The sequence below is a fragment of the Virgibacillus tibetensis genome (genome assembly GCF_036026595.1).
Taxonomy (GTDB): domain Bacteria; phylum Bacillota; class Bacilli; order Bacillales; family Amphibacillaceae; genus Virgibacillus_P; species Virgibacillus_P tibetensis.
Genome location: NZ_JARZFX010000006.1, coordinates 90,848 through 112,251, shown reverse-complemented (window position 1 = coordinate 112,251; position 21,404 = coordinate 90,848). Strand labels below are relative to the sequence as shown.

General features: G+C 40.4%; 18 protein-coding genes. All 18 read right to left on the bottom strand.

Annotated elements, in window-relative coordinates; all coding sequences use genetic code 11:
* Positions 1 to 36: 36 nt before the first annotated feature.
* On the bottom strand, positions 37 to 588 hold the full coding sequence (locus QGM71_RS13165) for a manganese efflux pump MntP (protein ID WP_327608024.1): 552 nt from the start codon (positions 586 to 588) through the stop codon (positions 37 to 39).
* A gap of 81 nt (positions 589 to 669) precedes the next feature.
* Positions 670 to 1,698 (bottom strand): L-threonylcarbamoyladenylate synthase, encoded by a 1,029-nt coding sequence (locus QGM71_RS13160; RefSeq protein ID WP_407703032.1) that lies wholly within the window; start codon positions 1,696 to 1,698, stop codon positions 670 to 672.
* Positions 1,699 to 2,013: 315 nt separating this feature from the next.
* The gene (locus tag QGM71_RS13155) at positions 2,014 to 2,415 is read right to left on the bottom strand and encodes a GNAT family N-acetyltransferase (protein WP_327608022.1); all 402 of its coding nucleotides are present in this window, start codon (positions 2,413 to 2,415) and stop codon (positions 2,014 to 2,016) included.
* Positions 2,416 to 2,485: 70 nt separating this feature from the next.
* A complete protein-coding gene (gene spoIIR / locus QGM71_RS13150; RefSeq protein WP_327608021.1) occupies positions 2,486 to 3,076 on the bottom strand; it encodes a stage II sporulation protein R in 591 nt (196 codons plus the stop codon).
* A gap of 198 nt (positions 3,077 to 3,274) precedes the next feature.
* The gene (prmC, locus tag QGM71_RS13145) at positions 3,275 to 4,135 is read right to left on the bottom strand and encodes a peptide chain release factor N(5)-glutamine methyltransferase (protein ID WP_327608020.1); all 861 of its coding nucleotides are present in this window, start codon (positions 4,133 to 4,135) and stop codon (positions 3,275 to 3,277) included.
* Between the two features lies 1 nt (position 4,136).
* Positions 4,137 to 5,207, bottom strand: a complete 1,071-nt coding sequence (gene prfA / locus QGM71_RS13140; protein ID WP_327608019.1) for a peptide chain release factor 1 — start codon at positions 5,205 to 5,207, stop codon at positions 4,137 to 4,139.
* Between the two features lie 255 nt (positions 5,208 to 5,462).
* Positions 5,463 to 6,449: a nuclease-related domain-containing protein gene (locus QGM71_RS13135; protein WP_327608018.1), complete on the bottom strand. Its 987-nt coding sequence runs from the start codon at positions 6,447 to 6,449 to the stop codon at positions 5,463 to 5,465.
* 789 nt (positions 6,450 to 7,238) lie between these two features.
* Complete coding sequence (locus QGM71_RS13130; protein WP_327608017.1) at positions 7,239 to 7,856, bottom strand: thymidine kinase; 618 nt, start codon at positions 7,854 to 7,856, stop codon at positions 7,239 to 7,241.
* A 301-nt stretch (positions 7,857 to 8,157) separates the two neighbouring features.
* Positions 8,158 to 8,403 carry a type B 50S ribosomal protein L31 gene (locus tag QGM71_RS13125; RefSeq protein ID WP_327608016.1) on the bottom strand — a complete coding sequence of 82 codons (246 nt, stop codon included), beginning with the start codon at positions 8,401 to 8,403 and terminating at the stop codon, positions 8,158 to 8,160.
* 156 nt (positions 8,404 to 8,559) lie between these two features.
* A complete protein-coding gene (gene rho, locus QGM71_RS13120; RefSeq protein ID WP_327608015.1) occupies positions 8,560 to 9,846 on the bottom strand; it encodes a transcription termination factor Rho in 1,287 nt (428 codons plus the stop codon).
* 573 nt (positions 9,847 to 10,419) lie between these two features.
* A complete protein-coding gene (glpX, locus tag QGM71_RS13115) occupies positions 10,420 to 11,388 on the bottom strand; it encodes a class II fructose-bisphosphatase (protein WP_327608014.1) in 969 nt (322 codons plus the stop codon).
* Between the two features lie 97 nt (positions 11,389 to 11,485).
* Positions 11,486 to 12,772, bottom strand: coding sequence for a UDP-N-acetylglucosamine 1-carboxyvinyltransferase (locus QGM71_RS13110; protein WP_327608013.1), 1,287 nt, complete (start codon positions 12,770 to 12,772; stop codon positions 11,486 to 11,488).
* A 152-nt stretch (positions 12,773 to 12,924) separates the two neighbouring features.
* Entirely contained in the window at positions 12,925 to 13,566 is a 642-nt protein-coding gene (gene fsa / locus QGM71_RS13105) for a fructose-6-phosphate aldolase (RefSeq protein ID WP_327608012.1), read from the bottom strand.
* A gap of 41 nt (positions 13,567 to 13,607) precedes the next feature.
* Positions 13,608 to 14,471, bottom strand: coding sequence for a class II fructose-1,6-bisphosphate aldolase (fba, locus tag QGM71_RS13100; RefSeq protein ID WP_327608011.1), 864 nt, complete (start codon positions 14,469 to 14,471; stop codon positions 13,608 to 13,610).
* Between the two features lie 94 nt (positions 14,472 to 14,565).
* A complete protein-coding gene (locus tag QGM71_RS13095) occupies positions 14,566 to 14,928 on the bottom strand; it encodes a response regulator (RefSeq protein ID WP_327608010.1) in 363 nt (120 codons plus the stop codon).
* Positions 14,929 to 15,103: 175 nt separating this feature from the next.
* Entirely contained in the window at positions 15,104 to 16,717 is a 1,614-nt protein-coding gene (locus tag QGM71_RS13090; RefSeq protein ID WP_327608009.1) for a CTP synthase, read from the bottom strand.
* A gap of 304 nt (positions 16,718 to 17,021) precedes the next feature.
* Positions 17,022 to 17,522 (bottom strand): DNA-directed RNA polymerase subunit delta, encoded by a 501-nt coding sequence (rpoE, locus tag QGM71_RS13085; RefSeq protein ID WP_327608008.1) that lies wholly within the window; start codon positions 17,520 to 17,522, stop codon positions 17,022 to 17,024.
* Positions 17,523 to 18,146: 624 nt separating this feature from the next.
* Complete coding sequence (icmF, locus tag QGM71_RS13080) at positions 18,147 to 21,389, bottom strand: fused isobutyryl-CoA mutase/GTPase IcmF (protein WP_327608007.1); 3,243 nt, start codon at positions 21,387 to 21,389, stop codon at positions 18,147 to 18,149.
* Between the last annotated feature and the right edge of the window lie 15 nt (positions 21,390 to 21,404).

Sequence of the window (21,404 nt, the reverse complement as noted above, 5' to 3'; positions counted from 1 at the left end):
TGAAAGGGAAATCACTTTTCATGTGAAGCTGCCTTATCATCCAAATACAATTGTCAGACCAAAGGCTATTAAAATGCTGCCACCCAGAATTTCACTGTATGCCCCTAATAAGCCATGTACTTTTCTTCCGATAAACATACCAGCCCATGCCAGAAGGGTACTTACTACAGCAAACAAAAATAAAGCAAGGGCTGTTTTTACCCCGGAGATTCCTAATCCCAAGCCAACAGAGAACCCATCGATACTTACACTGAAAGCCAATAAGAATAACCCGGCTCCGATTGGCTGAATTATTTTCATGGATTTGTAATTAAACGAGGAAAAGAGCATTTGGGATCCAATTCCAATTAATAGCATGCCACCTACTAATGTTGTGAGATGACCAATCTTGCCTGAAATGACCTGTCCTAAAACTATCCCAATAAACGGCATAATTAAATGAAATAAGCCAATGGTAAGACCGATAATCGCAACGCGCTTCAAGCGCATTCGTTGCATCCCTAACCCAAGACTTACAGAAAAGGCATCCAGCCCAAGAGCAATTGCCAAAAATAATAATGATATAAATTCACCAACATAACCAGACATCCATCACCCTCCCCGGACATGCTTATAGAATATATGCCTGTCCGGGAATGAATATGAATACCTGTTTTCAGCTTTATTAAATTAAAGTGTCAAATGGGTGCTTGCAGCTTTTTTCAGTCGATTCATTACAGCTTGTCCGATACCTTCTTCTGGGAATGCTTCACATATAATAATATCTACTTCACCTTGCTTGAAGGTTCGTAATGCTTCGTACAGATTGGCAGCTATTTCCCTCATTGTTTCTCCAAGCGGTATGATTTCATCTGCTTTAAGAACCCGCGCTGTTTTCACACTTGCCAGGATACCAATACGGAGGCCGCGCTTCTGTTCTTGATTAATCATTTCCTGAATTCCTTGAGCTGAACCGTCCACCAACCACAAGGGTACTTCCGGTGAATAATGTGTATATTTCATCCCTGGGGATTTCGGTTGTTCCTTCTGGTCGGCCAAGGCTGGATCCATCATTACAGTTCCAACCACCTCTTCCAACTGTTCTTTGGTTACACCGCCCGGGCGGAGAATAACTGGGATTTCCTGTGTACAATCTATTACAGTTGATTCCAGTCCAACACCAGTAGGACCGCCGTCCAATATGCCCGCAATTCTTCCATTTAAATCATTCCATACGTGACCTGCTACTGTTGGGCTTGGTTTTCCAGAGATATTAGCGCTCGGTGCAGCTATCGGAATAGCACAATTTGTTAATAACTGCTGCGCAACTGGATGATCAGGGATTCTAACTGCTATAGTTGATAATCCAGCTGTAACATTTCGTGCACAAGTTCCATTACTTGGAAGGACGAATGTTAATGGTCCTGGTGTAAAGGCATCAATTAAGTTTTCCACATATGGGGATAACTCCATTACCAGCTGTATCAGCTGCTGTTTATTGGCTACATGGGCGATTAGTGGATTATCCTGTGGACGACCTTTTGCTTGAAAAATTCCAGCAACTGCTGCTTCATTTGTTGCATCAGCTCCCAAACCGTAAACAGTTTCTGTTGGGAAGGCTACAGTATACCCATTCTTTAACAGCTCTGCTGCTTCTTGCATTGCCTGCTTACTATATGTCTTATCCGTATTCGTTAGATTCCAGTGTTTTGTATCCATCATTGCAGTACCTCTTTTCTACCTTATATAATTATAGTAGTAGAATGGTGCGTATTTCGCAAAAATTGCGTACAAGAACAAAGGCGCAAGTGCCCGTTTAGGGACGTACGGACTGCGCCCACGCATCGCGGGTGAATTCAGCCAAAAAATTTCTTTTCTCTGCACAAAGTCCCTGTGGATAACCTTATCCACAGGGACTTATTGATTTAACGTAATTAACAAGACAGAACAAAAGACTTACACACAGGAAAATTATTTTATTAACAATTCCCCAACAAGTTACTAACAATCGATTGTGGATAATGTGCATATCTACTATGAAACGCTGTAAGACCACCAACTACCTTCGTTCACATCGTACTTATCCACGAAAACTCTTTCTTTCTGTGGATGAAATTGCAGCGCTTCCAATAAAATATCCACTACGGGTTGATGACTGTGCACATAGATTAGTTTAGCTTGCTGCTGTTTGGCTAAGGTCAGTATTGATTCTAATAAAATTGGCAGCTTAGCCGCTTCTGATTTTGTGATATAAAGCTGCTTTAACCAGTACACTCCTTCTTCCATTGCTTCTAAAATAAAACAACCCTCTATCTTTTGATTAATTTCAACTACGTATCCTTTTTCAATCAGGCTATGTTTATTAACATTATCGTTGTTCTTTAAGAAAGAATTGATCTGTTCTTCTGTAGCTTGGATTGCCGGAATCAGCTTCATTTTATTCACCTCTATTATTATTTTAGTAGGTTACCTTCTATTACTTTATTCTATGCATTTATTTAAGAGTTTATGACCAACCAAACCATTCAAAAAGAAAAAACTTCACCTCTGCTGATTCCTCTTCTTCAACTTCTTCTGTATCTACAGCAGCTACACTTGTTCCGTTGGAGAAATCCAGGAAACATAAAGGCGGGAACAATACACACCACCAATTGGCGCCTTTGCCTTCACCAATTGTAATTAAGACTGCCTCGTACTCTCCAGCCGGGTATAAAAATGAGCCATACAGCTTGGTTGGAAATGCGACATTACGGTCATATTCAATTCCAACCTCATTATCATTTCCTTCTTCTTTAATCACAGCTTCCACAATAGCTTCGATCTCTGGTATACGTAACTCTATTAATCTACGAGCCTCTTCAATATCAGTAATGTGCTCGACCCAGTCTGTTATTTCCTCGTTCACACGATCCCGGACCAAGCGCTTAAGGTCCTGATCAGCCTCATTGTCACTGTTTGCAAGGATTCGCAATCGAATCGCATCATCCGGTATTACCTGATATTCTTCAAAAGAATCAGTCGTCTGACTAATTCCCTGTTTAGGAAATGTAATAAAAATAATTATAAATATAAATGCAAAAAATACTAGTTTCTTCATCATGACTTCCCCCTCAAACTGATTTATCAACAGTATAGTCAGGCGGTTCTGATTTTAAACTAGTATTCTATAAAAATAGTTTTAAGTTAGCCACAATTAATTGGATGGGTTACATTATAGTCCAATACGTTAGAACTTTTACGGGGGAAAAAACGCAAGGCTTTTCCAGCCCGATAGCTCAAGAAATCGGTTATTCCTTTAAAGCTCTGCTGCTACAATTCGGTCTTTACCGTTAATATCCTGAATTGTTTTCACCCTGCTGTTTGGAAAGGCAGTCTTGATTAATGAAGTGACTGACTCACTTTGCTGATGACCAATTTCAAAAGCTAAGATGGTGTTCGGTTTTACTACTTTTTGTGATTGGATTATGATTTTCTTATATGCTGCTAATCCATCATCATCGGCAAAAAGGGCAAGCTCCGGATCGAAATTTTTCACTGTATCTGATAACGCTATTTCTTCTGTTCTTGGAATATATGGAGGGTTTGAGACAACGACATCTGCTTGAATATTTTTGTCGATCAATGGCTGTAAAAAATCCCCTTGGTGAAAATTGATATCGGCTTGAAGGTCTGCTGCATTATTTTTAGCGACACTCAATGCCTGCACGGAGATGTCAGTAGCATAAACCGTGGCGTTCGGCAGTTCAAGTGCCAGACTTATGGCTATCACACCGCTTCCTGTACCAATATCCACCAGGCTCACAGGTTCGCTTGGCTTTGATTGCTGGACAGCCTGGATAACATACTGAACAAGTTCTTCGGTTTCCGGTCTTGGGACAAGTACATGTTCATTGACGGAAAATTCACGGCCGTAAAACGATTCCTTCCCAATGAGATGTTGTACTGGCACCCCTGTCTCCGCATGTTTTCTAATTGCTTCTTTATACGGAATAATAATCCTTTCCGGGATCACCTCCCGCATTCCCATGTAATAGTTAGTACGGGACACCCCCAAAAAGTGCTGAAGGAGAATTTCAGCTACTCGTGCTTCCCGATTATGTTTTTCTAAAAAAAGAGAAGCCCATTGAAGGACTTCGTATTGTTTTGTAGTTGTCATATTATTCACCTATTTGTTCAAGCTTCTTCGTTTGTTCTTCTATACTCAGGGCATCCACAAAATCATCCATTTTCCCCTGAAGAATTTGATCCAGCTTCTGAATCGTTAACCCAATACGGTGATCTGTTACCCGGTTTTGCGGGAAATTATAAGTGCGGATCCGTTCTGAACGGTCCCCTGTACCAACTGCAGACTTTCTATCTGCATCAATTTCAGCTTGTGTCTCCTGCTGGATTTTATCATAAATACGCGCACGGAGAATCTTCATCGCTTTTTCCTTGTTTTTAATTTGAGATTTTTCATCCTGAATAGATACAACAACACCTGTTGGTTCATGCGTTAGGCGAACCGCCGACATAGTTGTATTAACACTTTGTCCACCAGGACCACTGGATGCAAAAGTATCTACACGGATATCTTTTTCATGAATATCGATTTCTACCTCTTCTGCTTCGGCCAGTACTGCCACTGTAGCGGTAGACGTATGGATTCTACCACCTGATTCTGTTTCAGGTACACGCTGCACACGATGGGCCCCATTTTCATATTTCAATTTCGAATAGGCTCCATTCCCATTTATCATAAAAATGATTTCTTTATAACCACCAACTCCAGTAGAGTGTGCTTCCATTACCTCCGTTTTCCAGCCATGCGCTTCAGCAAAACGGGTGTACATACGGTATAAATCACCAGCAAATAATGCTGCCTCATCACCACCAGCAGCTCCACGGATCTCCATAAATACGTTCTTATCATCATTCGGATCTTTTGGAAGAAGAAGAACCTTCATTTTCTCTTCCAGATCAGTCTTGTTTCCTACAAGCTCAGCAATTTCTGCTTTTACCATCTCATGCATCTCATCATCCAGACTATCTTCAAGCATTTCTTTAGCATCTTTCAACTGAGAACTTACTTCTTTATATTCACGGTAAGCCTGCACAACATCTTCCAGGCCAGACTGTTCCTTTGAATAATCACGTAATTTAGTTGTATCATTTATAATTTCAGGGTCACTGAGCATTTCATTCAATTTATTATATCGATTTTCCAATGATTGTAAACGATCTAACATCACGGCCACCTCTTTCTGATTAACAGTATAATTATAATATACTCACGGGGTGAGGTCAAAGTTATTTCGGTTGTGTGGGATTGAGGGGCGCCGCGGGGGAGCGCCATCTTGCGAAGATGTCGCCACCTTTCAAGGGGAGCACGGCCTCTTCGATTTCAGCAGTCAGCCTCATTTATTCCGCGTCCGATAGATTAATTCAGCGTTTGGGATTGTTCAACCTACGGTAACCGGTGCTCATTCAGCGCTTTAGCTCGTTTATTCCGCGTTCACCTGGTAATTGCTGAAATGCAGCTTATACAACTTGCCTTTTGTGTTACCAACGGATTGGAACTTTTCCATTTTTAATAGTCTTCGCGCAACATCTGGGGAGTTTACCTGCAAAAATTCTCGAGTTTCCCGATTGGATATCATATCTCCTACAAGCAATTTATATTCATTTAGAGCCCCTGCGTGTGCAGTTACTGACGTGTAATTACATGTTTTACATAGCCACTTCCTCTTCTCTCTTACCATACGAGTTGAAGAGCATTTCGGACAAATAACACCTTTAATTAGGTCACTTTTACTTATACTATACTTTTTCAATATATCTGCTTTAGGGGGTGTATGTGAGTCAATTAAGTTTTTAGCTAAATTCATCAGTACTGTCTTTTTTAAAATTGATTGTGTATATATTTGATCTAAATCCTGAATTCTAAAGAACAAATGATTGTTATGAATAACTTCTTTGGGGATTTTATTGTTTGGATTGAGGGGTTTAATAATAGTACTGGGGAAGCTGATTACTACGAAGAAATCAATGGGGACGATGGGTATATCGCATTTTCTTAACCACTTTTGGAGACGATATTGTTGTATTCTTGCCTGAACGACGGGGTCTGGAAAACCTTCTTCCTTTTGATCGTCACCAATGCGAATCACTTGTCCATCCTCAGAAAACAACAGTGTACCGTACCAATTTTTAACCTCCAGGATCAGTATGAAATTTTTTGTGAGGATCAATGTATCTATTTGAAAATATCCACTTTCGTCGGTCAGCCTTAAGTTATGAAGAATGATATAGTGCTGATCATCTAAAAAATGAAGGGGATAATCTACCTCTTTCTCACCTCTAACTTCCGTCTTTTTTATTTTAAAAGCATGTTGCACAAGTTCCTTTTTGGGATGGAAGATCTCTAATCTATTATCCAGAGCTTCCAATTGTAATACTTCTAACAATTTGTCATGTTGTTTAAGAATCATAGTACCTATCACAACCTTCATTTTATTTTATACGTATAGTAATTCAACAGAAATGGCAGTTTCCCCTTTATTTTATATTATTTATTTAAGTTTGCTGTGGGCGGATTCAGCGTTGGAAGAGGTTTTTCCAGCATTGAGGAGGTTATTTCAGCGTTCCCATACGTTTATCCCGCGTTCACCCTCGGGATTCAGCGATAATTGCAATTTATTCCGCGTTCAGCTATTTTCAAGCGGGTTATCCCCTCGCGTCACAACTCAACCACGCAAAAAGTTCGACATCAGTGTTACTGGTACTAGCCTAGGTAGCTTCCCAATGATGATTTTTCAATATTTATATACCTTTGCTGTGGAAGGATTCAGCGATGGAAGAGGTTTTTCCAGCGTTGGGGAAGATTATTTCAGCGTTCCCATACGTTTATCCCGCGTTCAACCATCGGGATTCAGCGATAATTGCAGTTTATTCCGCGTTCAGCTATTTACAAGCGGTTTCACCCCTCGCGTTCCAACACGATCACGCAAAAAGTTCGGCATCTGCTCTGGTACTACGCCTAGGTAGCTTCCCAATGATGATATACCTTTGCTGTGGAAGGATTCAGCGATGGGAGAGGTTTATCCAGCGTTGAGGAGGTTATTTCAGCGTTCCCATACGTTTATCCCGCGTTCAACCCTCGGGATTCAGCGATAATTGCAGTTTATTCCGCGTTCAGCTATTTACAAGCGGTTTCACCCCTCGCGCCACAACTCGATCACAACTCAACCACACAAAAAAGAGCACCATAGGCGCTCTTTTTAAATGCTATTGGATAACCCTTTAACTGATTGGCTGTTGGGTTTGTTTGGTACCTCATGGTGATGCCGGCATCTTGGTTCATAGGACTCGGAGGCACCGACAAGTATGATGGGATCATCATAGGATGCTGGCTTGCCGTTAATCAGACGTTGTGTTCTGCTGGCTGGCGAGCCGCAGACGGGACAGATAGCGTTGAGTTTGGTTACAGATTCACTGAGCGCCATCAGCTCAGGAACTGGTCCGAATGGCTCCCCGCGGAAGTCTGTATCCAGACCAGCTGCAATTACACGGATTCCCTGATTTGCCAAATCGTCCGCAACATCAACAATATTTCCATCGAAAAATTGCACTTCATCTATTCCGATGATATCTATATTTTTTTCGATATGTTCGAGGATTTCATTTGAACTTGCTACAGGGCGGGCAATTGTTGAACTCCCGTTATGGGATACAACGGATTCTTTATCATATCTATTATCGATTGCCGGTTTAAAAACACGTACAGATAAATTGCCATAGGTTGCTCTGCGAACACGGCGGATCAGTTCTTCTGATTTCCCGGAGAACATGCTGCCGCAAATCACTTCTACCCAACCACTTTGCTTCATTACATACATGAACAGGGTGCTCCCTTCCACATTGTTTTCTATGTATATAGGTTAGTTTACCACTAAAACTACAATTATTAACCTGATTTATTACTATTTTAAAAATAAAAAAACAGGCAAAGTATAGACAATTTGCCTGTTTTTTCTAATAGGTTTATTCGACTACTTCAAGCAGTCGCTTCAGCCTTTTATAATCCAGCTTCAGCTCCTAAAAGCTGCCGTCATAAGCAATTGACACTTCAAACGCCAAAAACAGGCGTTCTGCGGTCCCTTGCTTATGCGTCCGCTTCTTAACAGTCGCTTCAGCCTTTTATTTCATATCGTATTTTTTCTTGAATCGGTCTACACGTCCGCCAACTTTGTCAGCTTTTTGTTTACCTGTGTAGAAAGGGTGAGAATCTGAGCTGATCTCAACACGGATTAATGGGTACGAGTTACCATCTTTCCACTCAATTGTTTCTTCTGAGTTTTGTGTTGAACCACTCAAGAATTTAAAGTCTGAGCTTGTATCAAGAAATACTACTTTTCTGTAACTTGGATGAATATCCTTTTTCATGTTCTTTCCACTCCTTTTTGCCCTGAGTCCTTTAGAAACAGAGTTTATTACAAGAGCCGTCATAGGTGCAATACCTTATTAAAACTCACATAGAAAGATTATAACAGTCTCATGTTTCGAATGCAATAGCCTCGATTTAAAAAATATTGCTATGAATTAACTCTTTGTACCACGGCGCTTCATTTCCTCATCCATTAATTGGAAAAACTCACTGTTATTTTTGGATGCCTTCAAGCGTTTCATAAAGCGCTCAAGGAAATTATTGGAATCCTGCATTGTTTTACGAATGGCCCAAATTTTATCAAGATGATTTTTTTCCACCAACAATTCTTCTTTACGAGTCCCGGAGCGTAAAATATCAATTGCCGGGAAGATTCGACGTTCTGCCAGATTACGATCCAGATGCAGTTCCATGTTACCAGTACCTTTGAATTCCTCATAAATAACATCATCCATGCGGGATCCTGTATCAACAAGTGCAGTGGCCAAAATTGTAAAACTGCCACCTTCCTCGATGTTTCTAGCTGCACCAAAGAAACGTTTTGGCCGATGGAATGCTGCTGGGTCAATACCACCTGATAATGTACGGCCACTTGGAGGTATAACCAAGTTATAGGCACGTGCTAACCTTGTAATACTGTCCATCAGAATGATGACATCCCGTTTATGTTCAACTAAACGCATCGCTCTTTCCAGTACTAACTCTGAAACTTTAATATGGCTTTCCGGTACCTCGTCGAACGTTGAACTTACAACGTCAACATCGGGATGTACAGATCGTTCAATATCTGTAACTTCCTCTGGACGTTCATCAACCAGCAGAATGATTAATTTTGCTTCTGGATGGTTTTTCGAAATACTGTTAGCAATATCTTTTAACAGCATTGTTTTACCAGCCTTGGGCGGGGCAACAATTAATCCACGCTGCCCAAAGCCAACTGGTGTCATCAAATCTATAATTCTTGTTGATAATGTATTTGTTTCACTTTCGTCTTCTAGCTTCATTAGTCTGTCTGGATATAGTGCTGTTAATGCTGGAAAATGAACACGCTCTTTAGCGGTCTCCGGGTCATCCCCATTGACTGCATCTACGTGCAGCAGACCATAATATCGTTCATTTTCTTTAGGCGGACGAACTTTTCCAGACACCTTGTCTCCATTTCGCAGATCAAATCGGCGAATTTGGGATGCGGAAATATAAATATCTTCCGCGCTTGGGGAGTAGTTAATCGGACGTAAAAAACCAAAACCTTCCGAAGGGATTATTTCTAAGACTCCATCCATGAATAAATAGCCATCTTTTTCTGCTTGTGCTTTTAAAATTGAAAAAATAAGTTCTCTTTTTGTCAGTTTTGCATAATAAGAAACTTTGTACTCTCTCGCTAAAGTATAGATTTCCTTCAATGTTAATGTTTCCAAATGAGAGATTGTTAATGCTGCCAATAGAATCACCACGCTTATTTGTTTTTACATCTTAAAGATCAGCTAGCTTATCGCTAATATGATCATTATTATGATAAGTTATTTCACTTCTTAATGGAAGGTCTGTCCTTGTAGAAATGAAGATATGTTAGAAGCTAGAATAGAAGTTGTGTTAATCATTCTGTGTTAAGCATATACCATATTACTCTTTTGATTAGTAATATTCAACTCTATTTTTACTTTTTATATACTTTTATATAAATGTTTAATAGAAAAGGAAGCCAAGTTTGTAAATGGCTTCCCTTCTTCTTTTCTTTAGGAAAGTAAGTATATATTTTATACTGTTTATTTATAAGCTACACTGTCAGCTGCGCCCAGCCCCGACGGACAGGACAGGGAAAGCTACATCAACAGATACATCGCAGGAAGAAAAAGCTGATCTCCCTTTTCAATAATGTGATGTTTCCATCGACCAGCGACCAACGACTAGTGGACTTCCTTCTGCTCTTACGATAAATCAACATCGAATCGCTTTTGTTTTTTAGGAAAGCAATTATTTTCATCTTTAACCAATTATGACCTTTTCATACGCTGTTATGGTTTAAATACGAGGTTTGGCTTTAACTTGAGACTGTGCTCTCCATCGATAAAACGGACGGTGCCGCTTTTAGCACGCATAACTACAGTTTGGGTTGTCGCCTTATGACCTTTAAACTGAACCCCTTTGAGAAGTTCACCATCAGTTACGCCGGATGCAGCAAATATCGCATCATCGCCACTGCAAAAGTCATCCATGTAAAATACCTTATTCATATCAGCTATACCCATTTTTTTACAACGTTTTATTTCTTCGTCATTTGATGGAATCAGCTTGCCTTGGATTTCTCCGCCCAGGCATTTTAGAGCAACCGCTGAGATAACTCCCTCAGGAGCGCCCCCGATGCCAAACAATATGTCCACACCTGTATCATCAAATGCAGTATTAATTGCACCAGCTACGTCGCCATCAGGAATCAATTTAATACGTGCACCGGCTTCACGGATTTCTTCAATTAATGTTGTGTGACGTGGACGATCCAGTACAACTGCCACTACGTCTTCTATCGCTTTATTTTTTGCTTTTGCTACAGCCTGCAAATTCTCAAGTGTTGTAGCATTGATATCAATCTTACCTACCGCTTCAGGTCCAACAGCAATTTTCTGCATATACATATCTGGTGCATGCAAAAGGGTCTTTTCATCAGCAATGGCAATAACGGCTAATGCATTCCATGTGCCTTGAGCAACGATGCTGGTACCTTCCAGCGGATCAACGGCTACGTCTACCCCTGGTCCATTACCTGTACCAAGCTTCTCACCTATGTATAACATGGGTGCTTCGTCCATTTCACCTTCGCCAATAACTACTGTTCCTTGCATTGGAATTGTATCAAAAACATCACGCATTGCTGATGTTGCAGCTTCATCTGCTTCTTCTTTATTCCCTCTACCCATCCAGCGGGCTGATGATAATGCTGCTGCCTCAGTTACGCGAACTAATTCCATTGTTAGACTTCTTTCCATGTAAATCTCTCCCTTTTTTTATAAAATATCCTCATCCCAAAAGGAGTATTTATTTTTTGAAAGGAGGAGCGGGATATAGAGCCAACCCGCTCATGGACTAAGAATTCTGAAATTGACTTATTTCGTTCTCTGTCATCTCTTCTCGCCAGACGTTCGCACCGAGGTTGGTTAATTTCTCTGTAATTTTTTCATAACCTCTGTCGATATGTTCAAGTCCAGTTATTTCTGTAATTCCTTTAGCCATTAAACCAGCTATAATAAGTGATGCTCCTGCTCGAAGGTCGCTTGCCTTTACTCGTGCTCCCTCCAGTTGAACAGGGCCGGATACAATTACTGATCCGCCTTCCACTTTTATTATAGCATTCATACGCCTTAGTTCGTCAATATGCTTTAATCTAGCAGCATAAATTGTATCTGATACCACTCCTGTATTTACAGCTTTTGTTAAAAGAGTAGTGAAAGGCTGTTGGAGATCTGTTGGAAAGCCTGGATATACCAGTGTCTTAATATCTACACTTTTCAACGGATTTTTAGGTATGATCAGTAACTGTTCATCGCTTTCCTCAATAAAAACACCCATTTCACGCATTTTGGCCAGTAGTGACTCCAGATGCTGTGAAATCACATTATCAATTATTACTTCTTTTCCTTGTGCGGCAGCTGCAATTGCATACGTACCAGCCTCAATTCGATCCGGAATAATTGTGTGTGTACAGCCATGCAGGGAAGTGACTCCTTCAATTCGGATAACATCTGTCCCCACGCCTTTTATTTTAGCGCCCATATTTGTAAGTAATGTTGCTACATCAATGATCTCTGGCTCTTTAGCAGCATTTTCAATGACAGTTTTCCCTTTGGCCTTTACTGCTGCGAGCATAATATTAATGGTTGCACCTACACTCACAACATCTAAATAGATCCTTGCACCTCTAAGCTCTTTGGCCCGCAGATAAATCGCACCTTGTTCGTTCGTAACCTCGGCACCAAGTGCTTCAAAACCTTTAATATGCTGATCAATTGGGCGAGGACCCAGAAAACAACCTCCAGGAAGGCCGATAACAGCTTTGTTGAACTTTCCTAACATTGCACCCATAAAGTAATAAGATGCACGAAGCTTCTTCACTTTTCCATTAGGTAATGGCATGGAGATCATTTCTTCTGGGTTAATATGGACTGTTTGCCCATCCCAGGAAACATTTCCGCCAATTTCTTCCAGCAGGTCACCCAGTGTATATACATCCGAAATTTCTGGAAGCCCCTCAATCGTTACTTCAGAATCAGCCAATATTGCCGCTGGTAATAAGGCTACAGCGCTGTTTTTGGCTCCACTGATCCGTACTTTACCTTGTAATAAATGACCGCCTTCAACTAACATTTTTTGCATTTGGAAAACCCCACTTTTTAACGTACTGGTCGTACTAATGCCGGCGCCTGTGAAAAGCATGTCCTCATCTGTTTCCCCTGCCTATGCTTCTCGTTGCTGAATAGCCCTATCGCCTTTGGCTTAGTTTATACATTTCTTCCAAATTCATGTAATTATTTTTGTTTATTCCAGTCAGCCAGGAACTTTTCAATTCCTTGATCAGTTAATGGATGCTTCACAAGCTGCTCAATTACCTTCATTGGAATTGTTGCAATGTGAGCACCATTTAATGCTGCATCAATTACATGCAAAGGATGTCTGATAGATGCAGCTATAATTTCTGAGTGGATATCATGACGGTCGAAGATTTCTGCAATGGTAGCAATTAAATTCATTCCGTCGTGCCCAATATCATCCAACCTGCCTAAGAACGGCGATACATAGGATGCACCCGCACGCGCTGCAAGCAATGCTTGGTTAGCATTAAAAATTAACGTAACATTTGTTTTAATGTTAAGATCACTTAATTCTTTTACTGCCTTTAAACCTTCCAGTGTCATGGGAACTTTTACTGTAATGTTAGGAGCTATTGCAGCAAGTTCTTTTCCTTCACTGATCATACCTTCTGCATCTTCAGCAATAACCTCAGCACTCACAGAACCTGATACTTCTTCTGTTATTTCACGCAGGCGGTCATGAAAAGATACGCCTTCTTTTGCAACTAAGCTTGGATTTGTGGTTACTCCAGCTAATATTCCAAGTGCATTAGCCGTACGAATCTCTTCAATGTTTGCAGTATCAATAAAAAACTTCATTAATGTAAACTTCCTTTCTTTGTTAAAATATCCATATTGAATTACGCTTGTTGGGAAGAACCAAATTCTTTCATTTTCCCCTTGACAGTAGCCTTAATTGCCTCTGTACCAGGTCCTAAGTATTTACGTGGATCATAAATGTCCGGTTTTTCATTGAGCACTTCCCGAACTGCTTTTGCCTGTGCAATTTGACTCTCTGTATTCACATTGATTTTGGAAGTACCCAAAGAGATCGCACGTTGAATATCCTTTGTAGGAATCCCTGTACCACCATGCAATACTAAAGGAACATCAACAAGGTTCATTACTTCTTCCATACGATCAAAACCAAGATTTGGTTCACCTTTATATGGACCGTGAACAGATCCTAGTGCAGGTGCAAAACAATCCACATTTGTTTCATTAACCAGCTTTTCACATTCAGATGGGATAGCATATGCTGCTTCTGCATCGTCAACAATTAAATCATCCTCTTGCCCACCGATGCGGCCCAGTTCTGCTTCAACAGAAACACCGTGAAGATGTGCCAGTTCCACTACTTTTTGAGTAAGGGATATGTTTTGCTCCAGAGGGAAATGTGATCCATCAATCATAACTGATGTAAATCCAGCATGAATTGCTTCTGCACACTTCGCAAAGCTTGAACCATGATCTAAATGAATCGCTACGGGTACCGTAGTTCCGTATTCTTCCATCAATGCTTTAACCATTGCCACGACTACTTTAAAGCCGCCCATATATTTTCCTGCACCTTCAGAAACACCAAGAATAACCGGAGACTTTTCCTCTTCCGCTGCCTGGAGAATAGCCTGTGCATATTCCATATTGTTTAAATTGAATTGACCAACTGCATAACCATTTTCTTTTCCTTTTTCGAGCATTTCCTTCATAGATACTAATGGCATTCGATATCCTCCTCTAGATGAAACGTTCATCTGTTTAAAAAATTTAACTACAGTATAAGAATACCAACTACAGCTTAAAGTCGCAACAATGGTGTTAGTTAAGTAAAGATTTGACACTTATACAAATGTCCTGAATATTAAATGGCTTAGCTAGTACCTCTTTTACCATAGTATACTCTTCTGCTTCGGTAATAATATCTTCTGCCAAACCGCTCATTAGTATTGCAGGAGTTCGTATATTATCTGTTTCCATTTGTTGTAAAACTTGGATGCCATTAATTATCGGTAAATTATAATCAATTATTAATAAATCAAAAGATCTAGAATATATTTTATCTAATGCTTCTTTTCCTGTATTTGCTGTAGAAACCTGAAAACCCTCACTTATAAGTATGTCTGTCAGCAGTAGACGGATGCCCGGTTGATCATCGACTACCAGTATTTTCTTTTTTCCCATAAACTGAGCTCTACCCCCTTCATACAACCACACGTTTCTACCCTATTACCTATATTAATTCTCTATTCATCCACTAAAGTCCTTCTATCTCTGCCAAAAATATCGCTTTTAGGATGAAAAAAGCCAAATAAAGAACCTCCGTTCTTCATTTGGACAATTTTTTTTAATCAAACGTTTATTTACTTGTAGATTGATTCTCGACTGATGCCCCGATAAAACCAAGGAAAAGGGATTGGGCATTTGTAGGGCGCGACGTAAATTCTGGGTGAAATTGGCAGGCAACAAACCATGGATGATCTTCAAGTTCGATCGTTTCCACTAATCGTCCATCAGGACTTGTTCCTGAGAAAATAAAACCACTAGCTGCCATTTGTTCACGATATTCATTGTTAAACTCATACCTGTGACGGTGTCTTTCTTGAATTAAATCAGCACCGTTATAGGCTGCCTTTGCTTTCGTATTATCCTGCAGTTTACAAGGATATAAGCCTAATCGCAGTGTACCGCCCAAATCTGAGATATGTTTTTGTTCTGGTAAAAGATCAATGATAGGATGCGGTGTATCAGGATCTATCTCTGCTGAATGCGCACCTTCCAGACCTAGAACATTACGTGCATACTCAACGGTTGCCAGCTGCATACCTAAACAAATTCCAAAGAAAGGGATGTTATTTTCCCGGGCGTAGCGAATCGCCTCAATCTTCCCTTCAATTCCTCGATCACCAAATCCACCAGGTACGATAACACCGTCAACATGGGAAAGTTCTTCTTGAATCGTATCTTTATCTAATTTTTCGGAGTTAATCCAGTGAACTGTAATGTCTGTATCATACGTAAATCCTGCATGCTTCAAGGATTCTACTACGGATATATAGGCATCAGGCAACTCCACATACTTCCCGACGAGTCCAATATCGATTTTTTTAGAAAGATTGCGCACTTTGTTTACAAGTGATTTCCACTCATCCATATCTGCCACATTACAATCCAGCCCAAAATGATCACATGTTAATTGATCCAGGTTTTGTTCTTGTAATGAAATCGGCACCTGGTAAAGGGTATCTGCATCTCGCATTTCTATAACTGCTTTTTCATTAATATCACAAAACAATCCAATCTTCTCTTTCATTTCTTTACTGATTGGATGCTCTGTACGTAAAACAATAACATCAGGCTGAATGCCCAGTGAACGTAATTCCTTTACACTATGCTGGGTAGGCTTTGTTTTCATTTCACCAGCAGCTTTTATATATGGAACAAGTGTGCAGTGTAGATACATAACACGGTCTCTTCCAACATCGTTCTTAATTTGACGGATTGCTTCCAGGAACGGCAATGATTCGATGTCACCGACAGTACCACCAATCTCAGTAATAACCACATCTGCGTTGGTTGCTTCTCCTGCACGGAATACCTGTTCTTTTATTTCATTTGTAATGTGGGGAATAACCTGAACCGTCCCACCTAAATAATCTCCCCGTCGTTCTTTTCTAATAACACTTGAGTACACTTTACCTGTTGTAATATTACTGTATTTATTTAAATTAATATCAATGAATCGTTCATAATGCCCTAAATCCAGATCAGTTTCTGCGCCATCCTCTGTTACAAAAACTTCCCCGTGCTGATAGGGACTCATCGTCCCGGGATCAACATTAATGTAAGGGTCGAACTTTTGAATCGTTACTTTTAAACCACGATTTTTTAATAAACGCCCTAACGAAGCAGCCGTTATTCCTTTACCTAATGATGATACTACCCCACCTGTAACAAAAATATAATTGGTCATTATACATCCTTCTTTCTTCAATAATTCTATCTTTCTTTCGATAGCTTCGACTAACGCACAGGACAAGGGATTCTTCTCTAAGAAACACCTTACACGAGCACGATATTTTCTCTTAAGACTATCCGGATCTTACCGGATTCCCCTGTATCCAGCCTTACAGCCTATGTTTCGTTTATTGTGTACCAATTTGCTGAAAAAATAATAAAAGCGCTTCCCCATGGTATAGGGGAAACGCTTTGATAGTCTAAATTTAAAGAGCCCAATAAGAATTGTACTCATTCAACTTAAAAAAGTCAAGCCAGCTTTATTTCTTCTTTTTTCCTTTGCTTTCTTCTTCCTCTTCATCTTCGTCTTCATCTTCTTCTAAGTCTTCGTCCAAGTCCTCATCCAGGTCTTCATCCAGATCGTCTTCGAACTCGTCTTCATCACTTTCATCGAAAAGCTCTTCAATATCCTCATCCACGATATCAAGCTCTTCTTTTTTCTTTTTCTTCGCTTTCTTTACAGGCTTCTTCTTTTTTGGTGGCGCTTTTACTTCGTCATCCATCGTTTCAACAGGGTACCAGCGTTTTAACCCCCACATATTAGAACCAATAGTTATGAAACGGCCATCCATGTTCAAATCCGTGTAACATTGAGAGATATTTTCCCTCTTGTCTTTAGCTGTAAATTCTTTCAGCTTAGCAATTGTTTCAAAGATATCTTTGAAATTAATAGCTTTTTTTTCATCCAGTAAGATTAAATGAGCCAATTCAATCATTGACATTTTTTTTGTATCTTCGTGGCTGTAATTCTTCAAGCTCACGTAACGCACTCCCTTTACTTATATAATAAGGCTTGAGTGTATAGTTTCTGTTTGTTAGTCAAGCCAGCCTCTTAAGTTACTGTCTATATTATACCTTTTTCCTGCAGGTTAAACCATACCATACATTATAAACAAATAGATATCGATTATGCTAGAGATAATATAAAAAAGTTGAGAAAAGCCTTTTAATTTCTCAACTTTTTTATTATCCAACCCTTTAAGTTCGCCGCTGATCAGTCGCCTACGCTTTTCTTCCTGGCTAGCTTCAGTGCCTAGCCCCTCGAGGTCTTAAGTCAAGCCCTTTTTGTAGCACAAATCACTACAACAGGGCTTGGCTTAAGCTTGTCGGGGCTGAGCAGGCACTTCAGCCTTTCTCTCTGGCTAGCTCCGGCTCCTAGCGGCTAGTGGACTTCCTTCTCCTCCTTACGATAAGTCAACATCTTTATCTCATGCGGAGAAGTCCACTCCATACGCCGCTGAACAGTCGCCTATGCTTTTCTTACTGGCTAGCTTCAGTGCCTAGCCCCTCGAGGTCTTAAGTCAATCCCTTTTTGTAGCACAAATCGCTACAACAGGGCTTGCTTAAGCTTGTCGGGGCTGAGCAGGCACTTCAGCCTTTCGTCACTACATATTTCTTCTGTATTGGCCGCCTACTTCGTAAAGGGCGTTTGTTATTTGACCTAAGCTTGCTACTTTTACCGTTTCGATCAGTTCTTCAAAAATATTTCCGCCGGAGGATGCTACTTCTTTTAATCGGGTGAGTGCAGCATCGGCATAGTCTTCATTAGCATTCTGAAATTGATTCATTTCATTAATTTGATGTTCTTTTTCTTCTGTTGTTGCACGTGCCAATTCCATAGAGTCAATATCATCCTCAGATGGTGGATTCGGGTTTAAGTACGTATTCACCCCAACCAGCGGTAATTCTCCGGAATGTTTCTTTCCTTCATAGTAGAGTGATTCCTCTTGTATTTTACCTCGTTGATACTGGCGCTCCATTGCTCCAAGTACGCCACCACGATCATTCATTTTTTCAAATTCCTTAAGTACTGCTTCCTCCACTAAATCGGTTAATTCCTCGATTATAAATGAACCTTGCATGGAGTTTTCATTTTTAGTTAATCCGAATTCCTTGTTAATAATCATCTGGATTGCCATGGCCCGACGAACGGAGTCCTCTGTCGGCGTCGTAATTGCCTCATCATACGCATTCGTGTGCAGGGAGTTCGTATTATCCTGAATGGCCAGCAACGCCTGCAGTGTTGTACGGATATCGTTAAAGTCAATTTCCTGTGCATGCAGAGAGCGTCCGGATGTTTGAATGTGATACTTCAGTTTCTGACTGCGTTCATTGGCACCATACTTATCCCGCATGGTAATTGCCCATATACGTCTAGCTACACGACCGATAACCGCATATTCAGGATCTAATCCATTGGAGAAAAAGAACGATAGATTTGGTGCAAATTTATTAATATCCATTCCTCTGCTCAAATAATACTCTACATACGTAAACCCATTGGCTAATGTAAACGCAAGCTGTGTTATCGGATTTGCGCCAGCTTCAGCGATATGATAACCAGAAATCGACACCGAATAGTAATTACGTACATTTTTATCAATAAAATATTGTTGAATATCACCCATCATGCGCAAGGCGAATTCTGTCGAGAAGATACAAGTATTTTGTCCTTGGTCTTCTTTTAAAATATCTGCTTGAACAGTACCACGAACAACAGCTAGTGTGGCTGTTTTAATCTCGTCATACTCCTCCTCGTTTGGCTCACGTTGGTTTTCTTCTTTAAACTTAGTAATTTGCTGGTCAATGGCCGTATTGAAAAACATAGCCAATATTATTGGTGCAGGCCCATTTATCGTCATCGACACGGAAGTTAATGGGTTGGTTAAATCGAAACCAGCATACAACTTCTTCATATCTTCTACGGTACAGATGTTTACTCCACTCTCTCCAACCTTTCCGTATATATCCGGACGATGTGCAGGGTCTTCCCCGTACAGTGTCACGGAATCGAAAGCGGTTGATAATCGTTTGGCTTCATCATTTTTTGATAAATAGTGAAAACGACGATTCGTGCGTTCTGGTGTACCTTCTCCCGCAAATTGCCTGGTTGGGTCCTCCCCTTTTCGTTTGAATGGAAATACGCCGGCTGTAAATGGAAATGCACCAGGTACGTTTTCCTTTAGAATCCAGGTGAGACGCTCTCCCCAATCCTTAAATTTAGGAAATGCTACTTTAGGGATTTTTAATCCTGCAAGTGATTCTGTGACGATATCCATCTTAATCTCTTTATCCCGTACAGAGAAGGTTAAGGTTCCCTGATTATAACTTTCCTTTGTCTCATCCCACGCTGCAAGTAGTTTTCCTGCCTTTGGATCAAGCTGCTCTTCGTATTGTTCAATCGTTTGATTAATAACCGCAGTCGATTCTTTATCTTGAATTATTTCTTTCGTGCCCTCCAGCTGATAAAGTCTACGGGCAATCTCGCTCTGTTTTTCCGTGTGCTGATGATAGTTCCGGATATGTGTCGCAATTTCAAGTAAATAATGGCGACGATCATTCGTAATAATCATGTTTTGCTTCTCAGCAATAATATTGCGTTCAAAATCAATTTTCTCATCCCACTTGTATCTTTCATTCAGCGTATCAATTAGTGAGGCGAATAGTGCGTTCGTTCCTGCATCATTAAATTGACTTGCAATTGTCCCGAATACAGGAAATTTTGATTTATCCTGATGGAAAAGCATATGACTGCGCTCATATTGTTTACGGACCTGGTTTAACGCATCCTCTGAGCCCTTTTGTTCGAATTTATTTATAACTATAAAATCCGCATAGTCGATCATATCAATTTTTTCCAGCTGGGATGGAGCACCGAACTCTGCTGTCATAACATACATGGATAAGTCTGTTATATCAGTAACCGCTGCATCTCCCTGACCGATTCCGCTTGTTTCAATAATAATAAAATCGAATCCAGATGCCCGAACAACATCGATCACATCCTGGATGGATTTTGACAGCTCGCTTCTGGAGTCCCTTGTCGCCAGGGAACGCATATAGACACGTTCCGTGAAAATGGCATTCATACGAATTCGGTCTCCAAGTAGTGCTCCACCTGTTTTCTTTTTCGTTGGATCAATGGAAATTATCGCTATTTTCTTGTCAGGAATTTCATTTATGAATCGACGAATCAACTCATCTGTCAGTGAACTCTTCCCGGCTCCGCCAGTTCCGGTTATACCAAGTACCGGCGTATTTTCATTTCCCTTTTCACGTAAAGAAGTTAGAACGTTTTGCTTTTCAGTTTCGTCGACTTCATTATTTTCCATATATGTTATGAAGCGTGCTATAGCCTGCCTGTCACCTTTAACGAGTTGATCCTGATCTTTCACTACATCTACCGGCGGAATAAAATCACATTCTTCCAGCATCAGGTTTATCATTCCCTGAAGCCCTAACTCCCGTCCGTTCTCTGGTGAAAAAATATGCGAAACCCCATAATTATGAAGTTCTTTTATTTCACGCGGTATAATAACACCGCCGCCACCACCATATACTTTAATATGGTCTGCACCGTGCTCTTTCAATAAATCTACCATATATTTAAAATACTCAACATGCCCTCCTTGGTAAGAGGATATTGCAATTCCCTGTACGTCCTCCTGGATTGCAGCATGCACCACATCTTCTACAGCACGGTTATGGCCTAAGTGAATAACTTCCGCTCCACTTGCCTGCAGGATTCTTCTCATAATATTAATTGACGCATCATGACCATCAAATAAACTCGATGCTGTCACAAAACGAACCGGGTTTGTCGGTTTATAAAGCTGTGCTTGTTCCATCCTGTAACCTCCCAA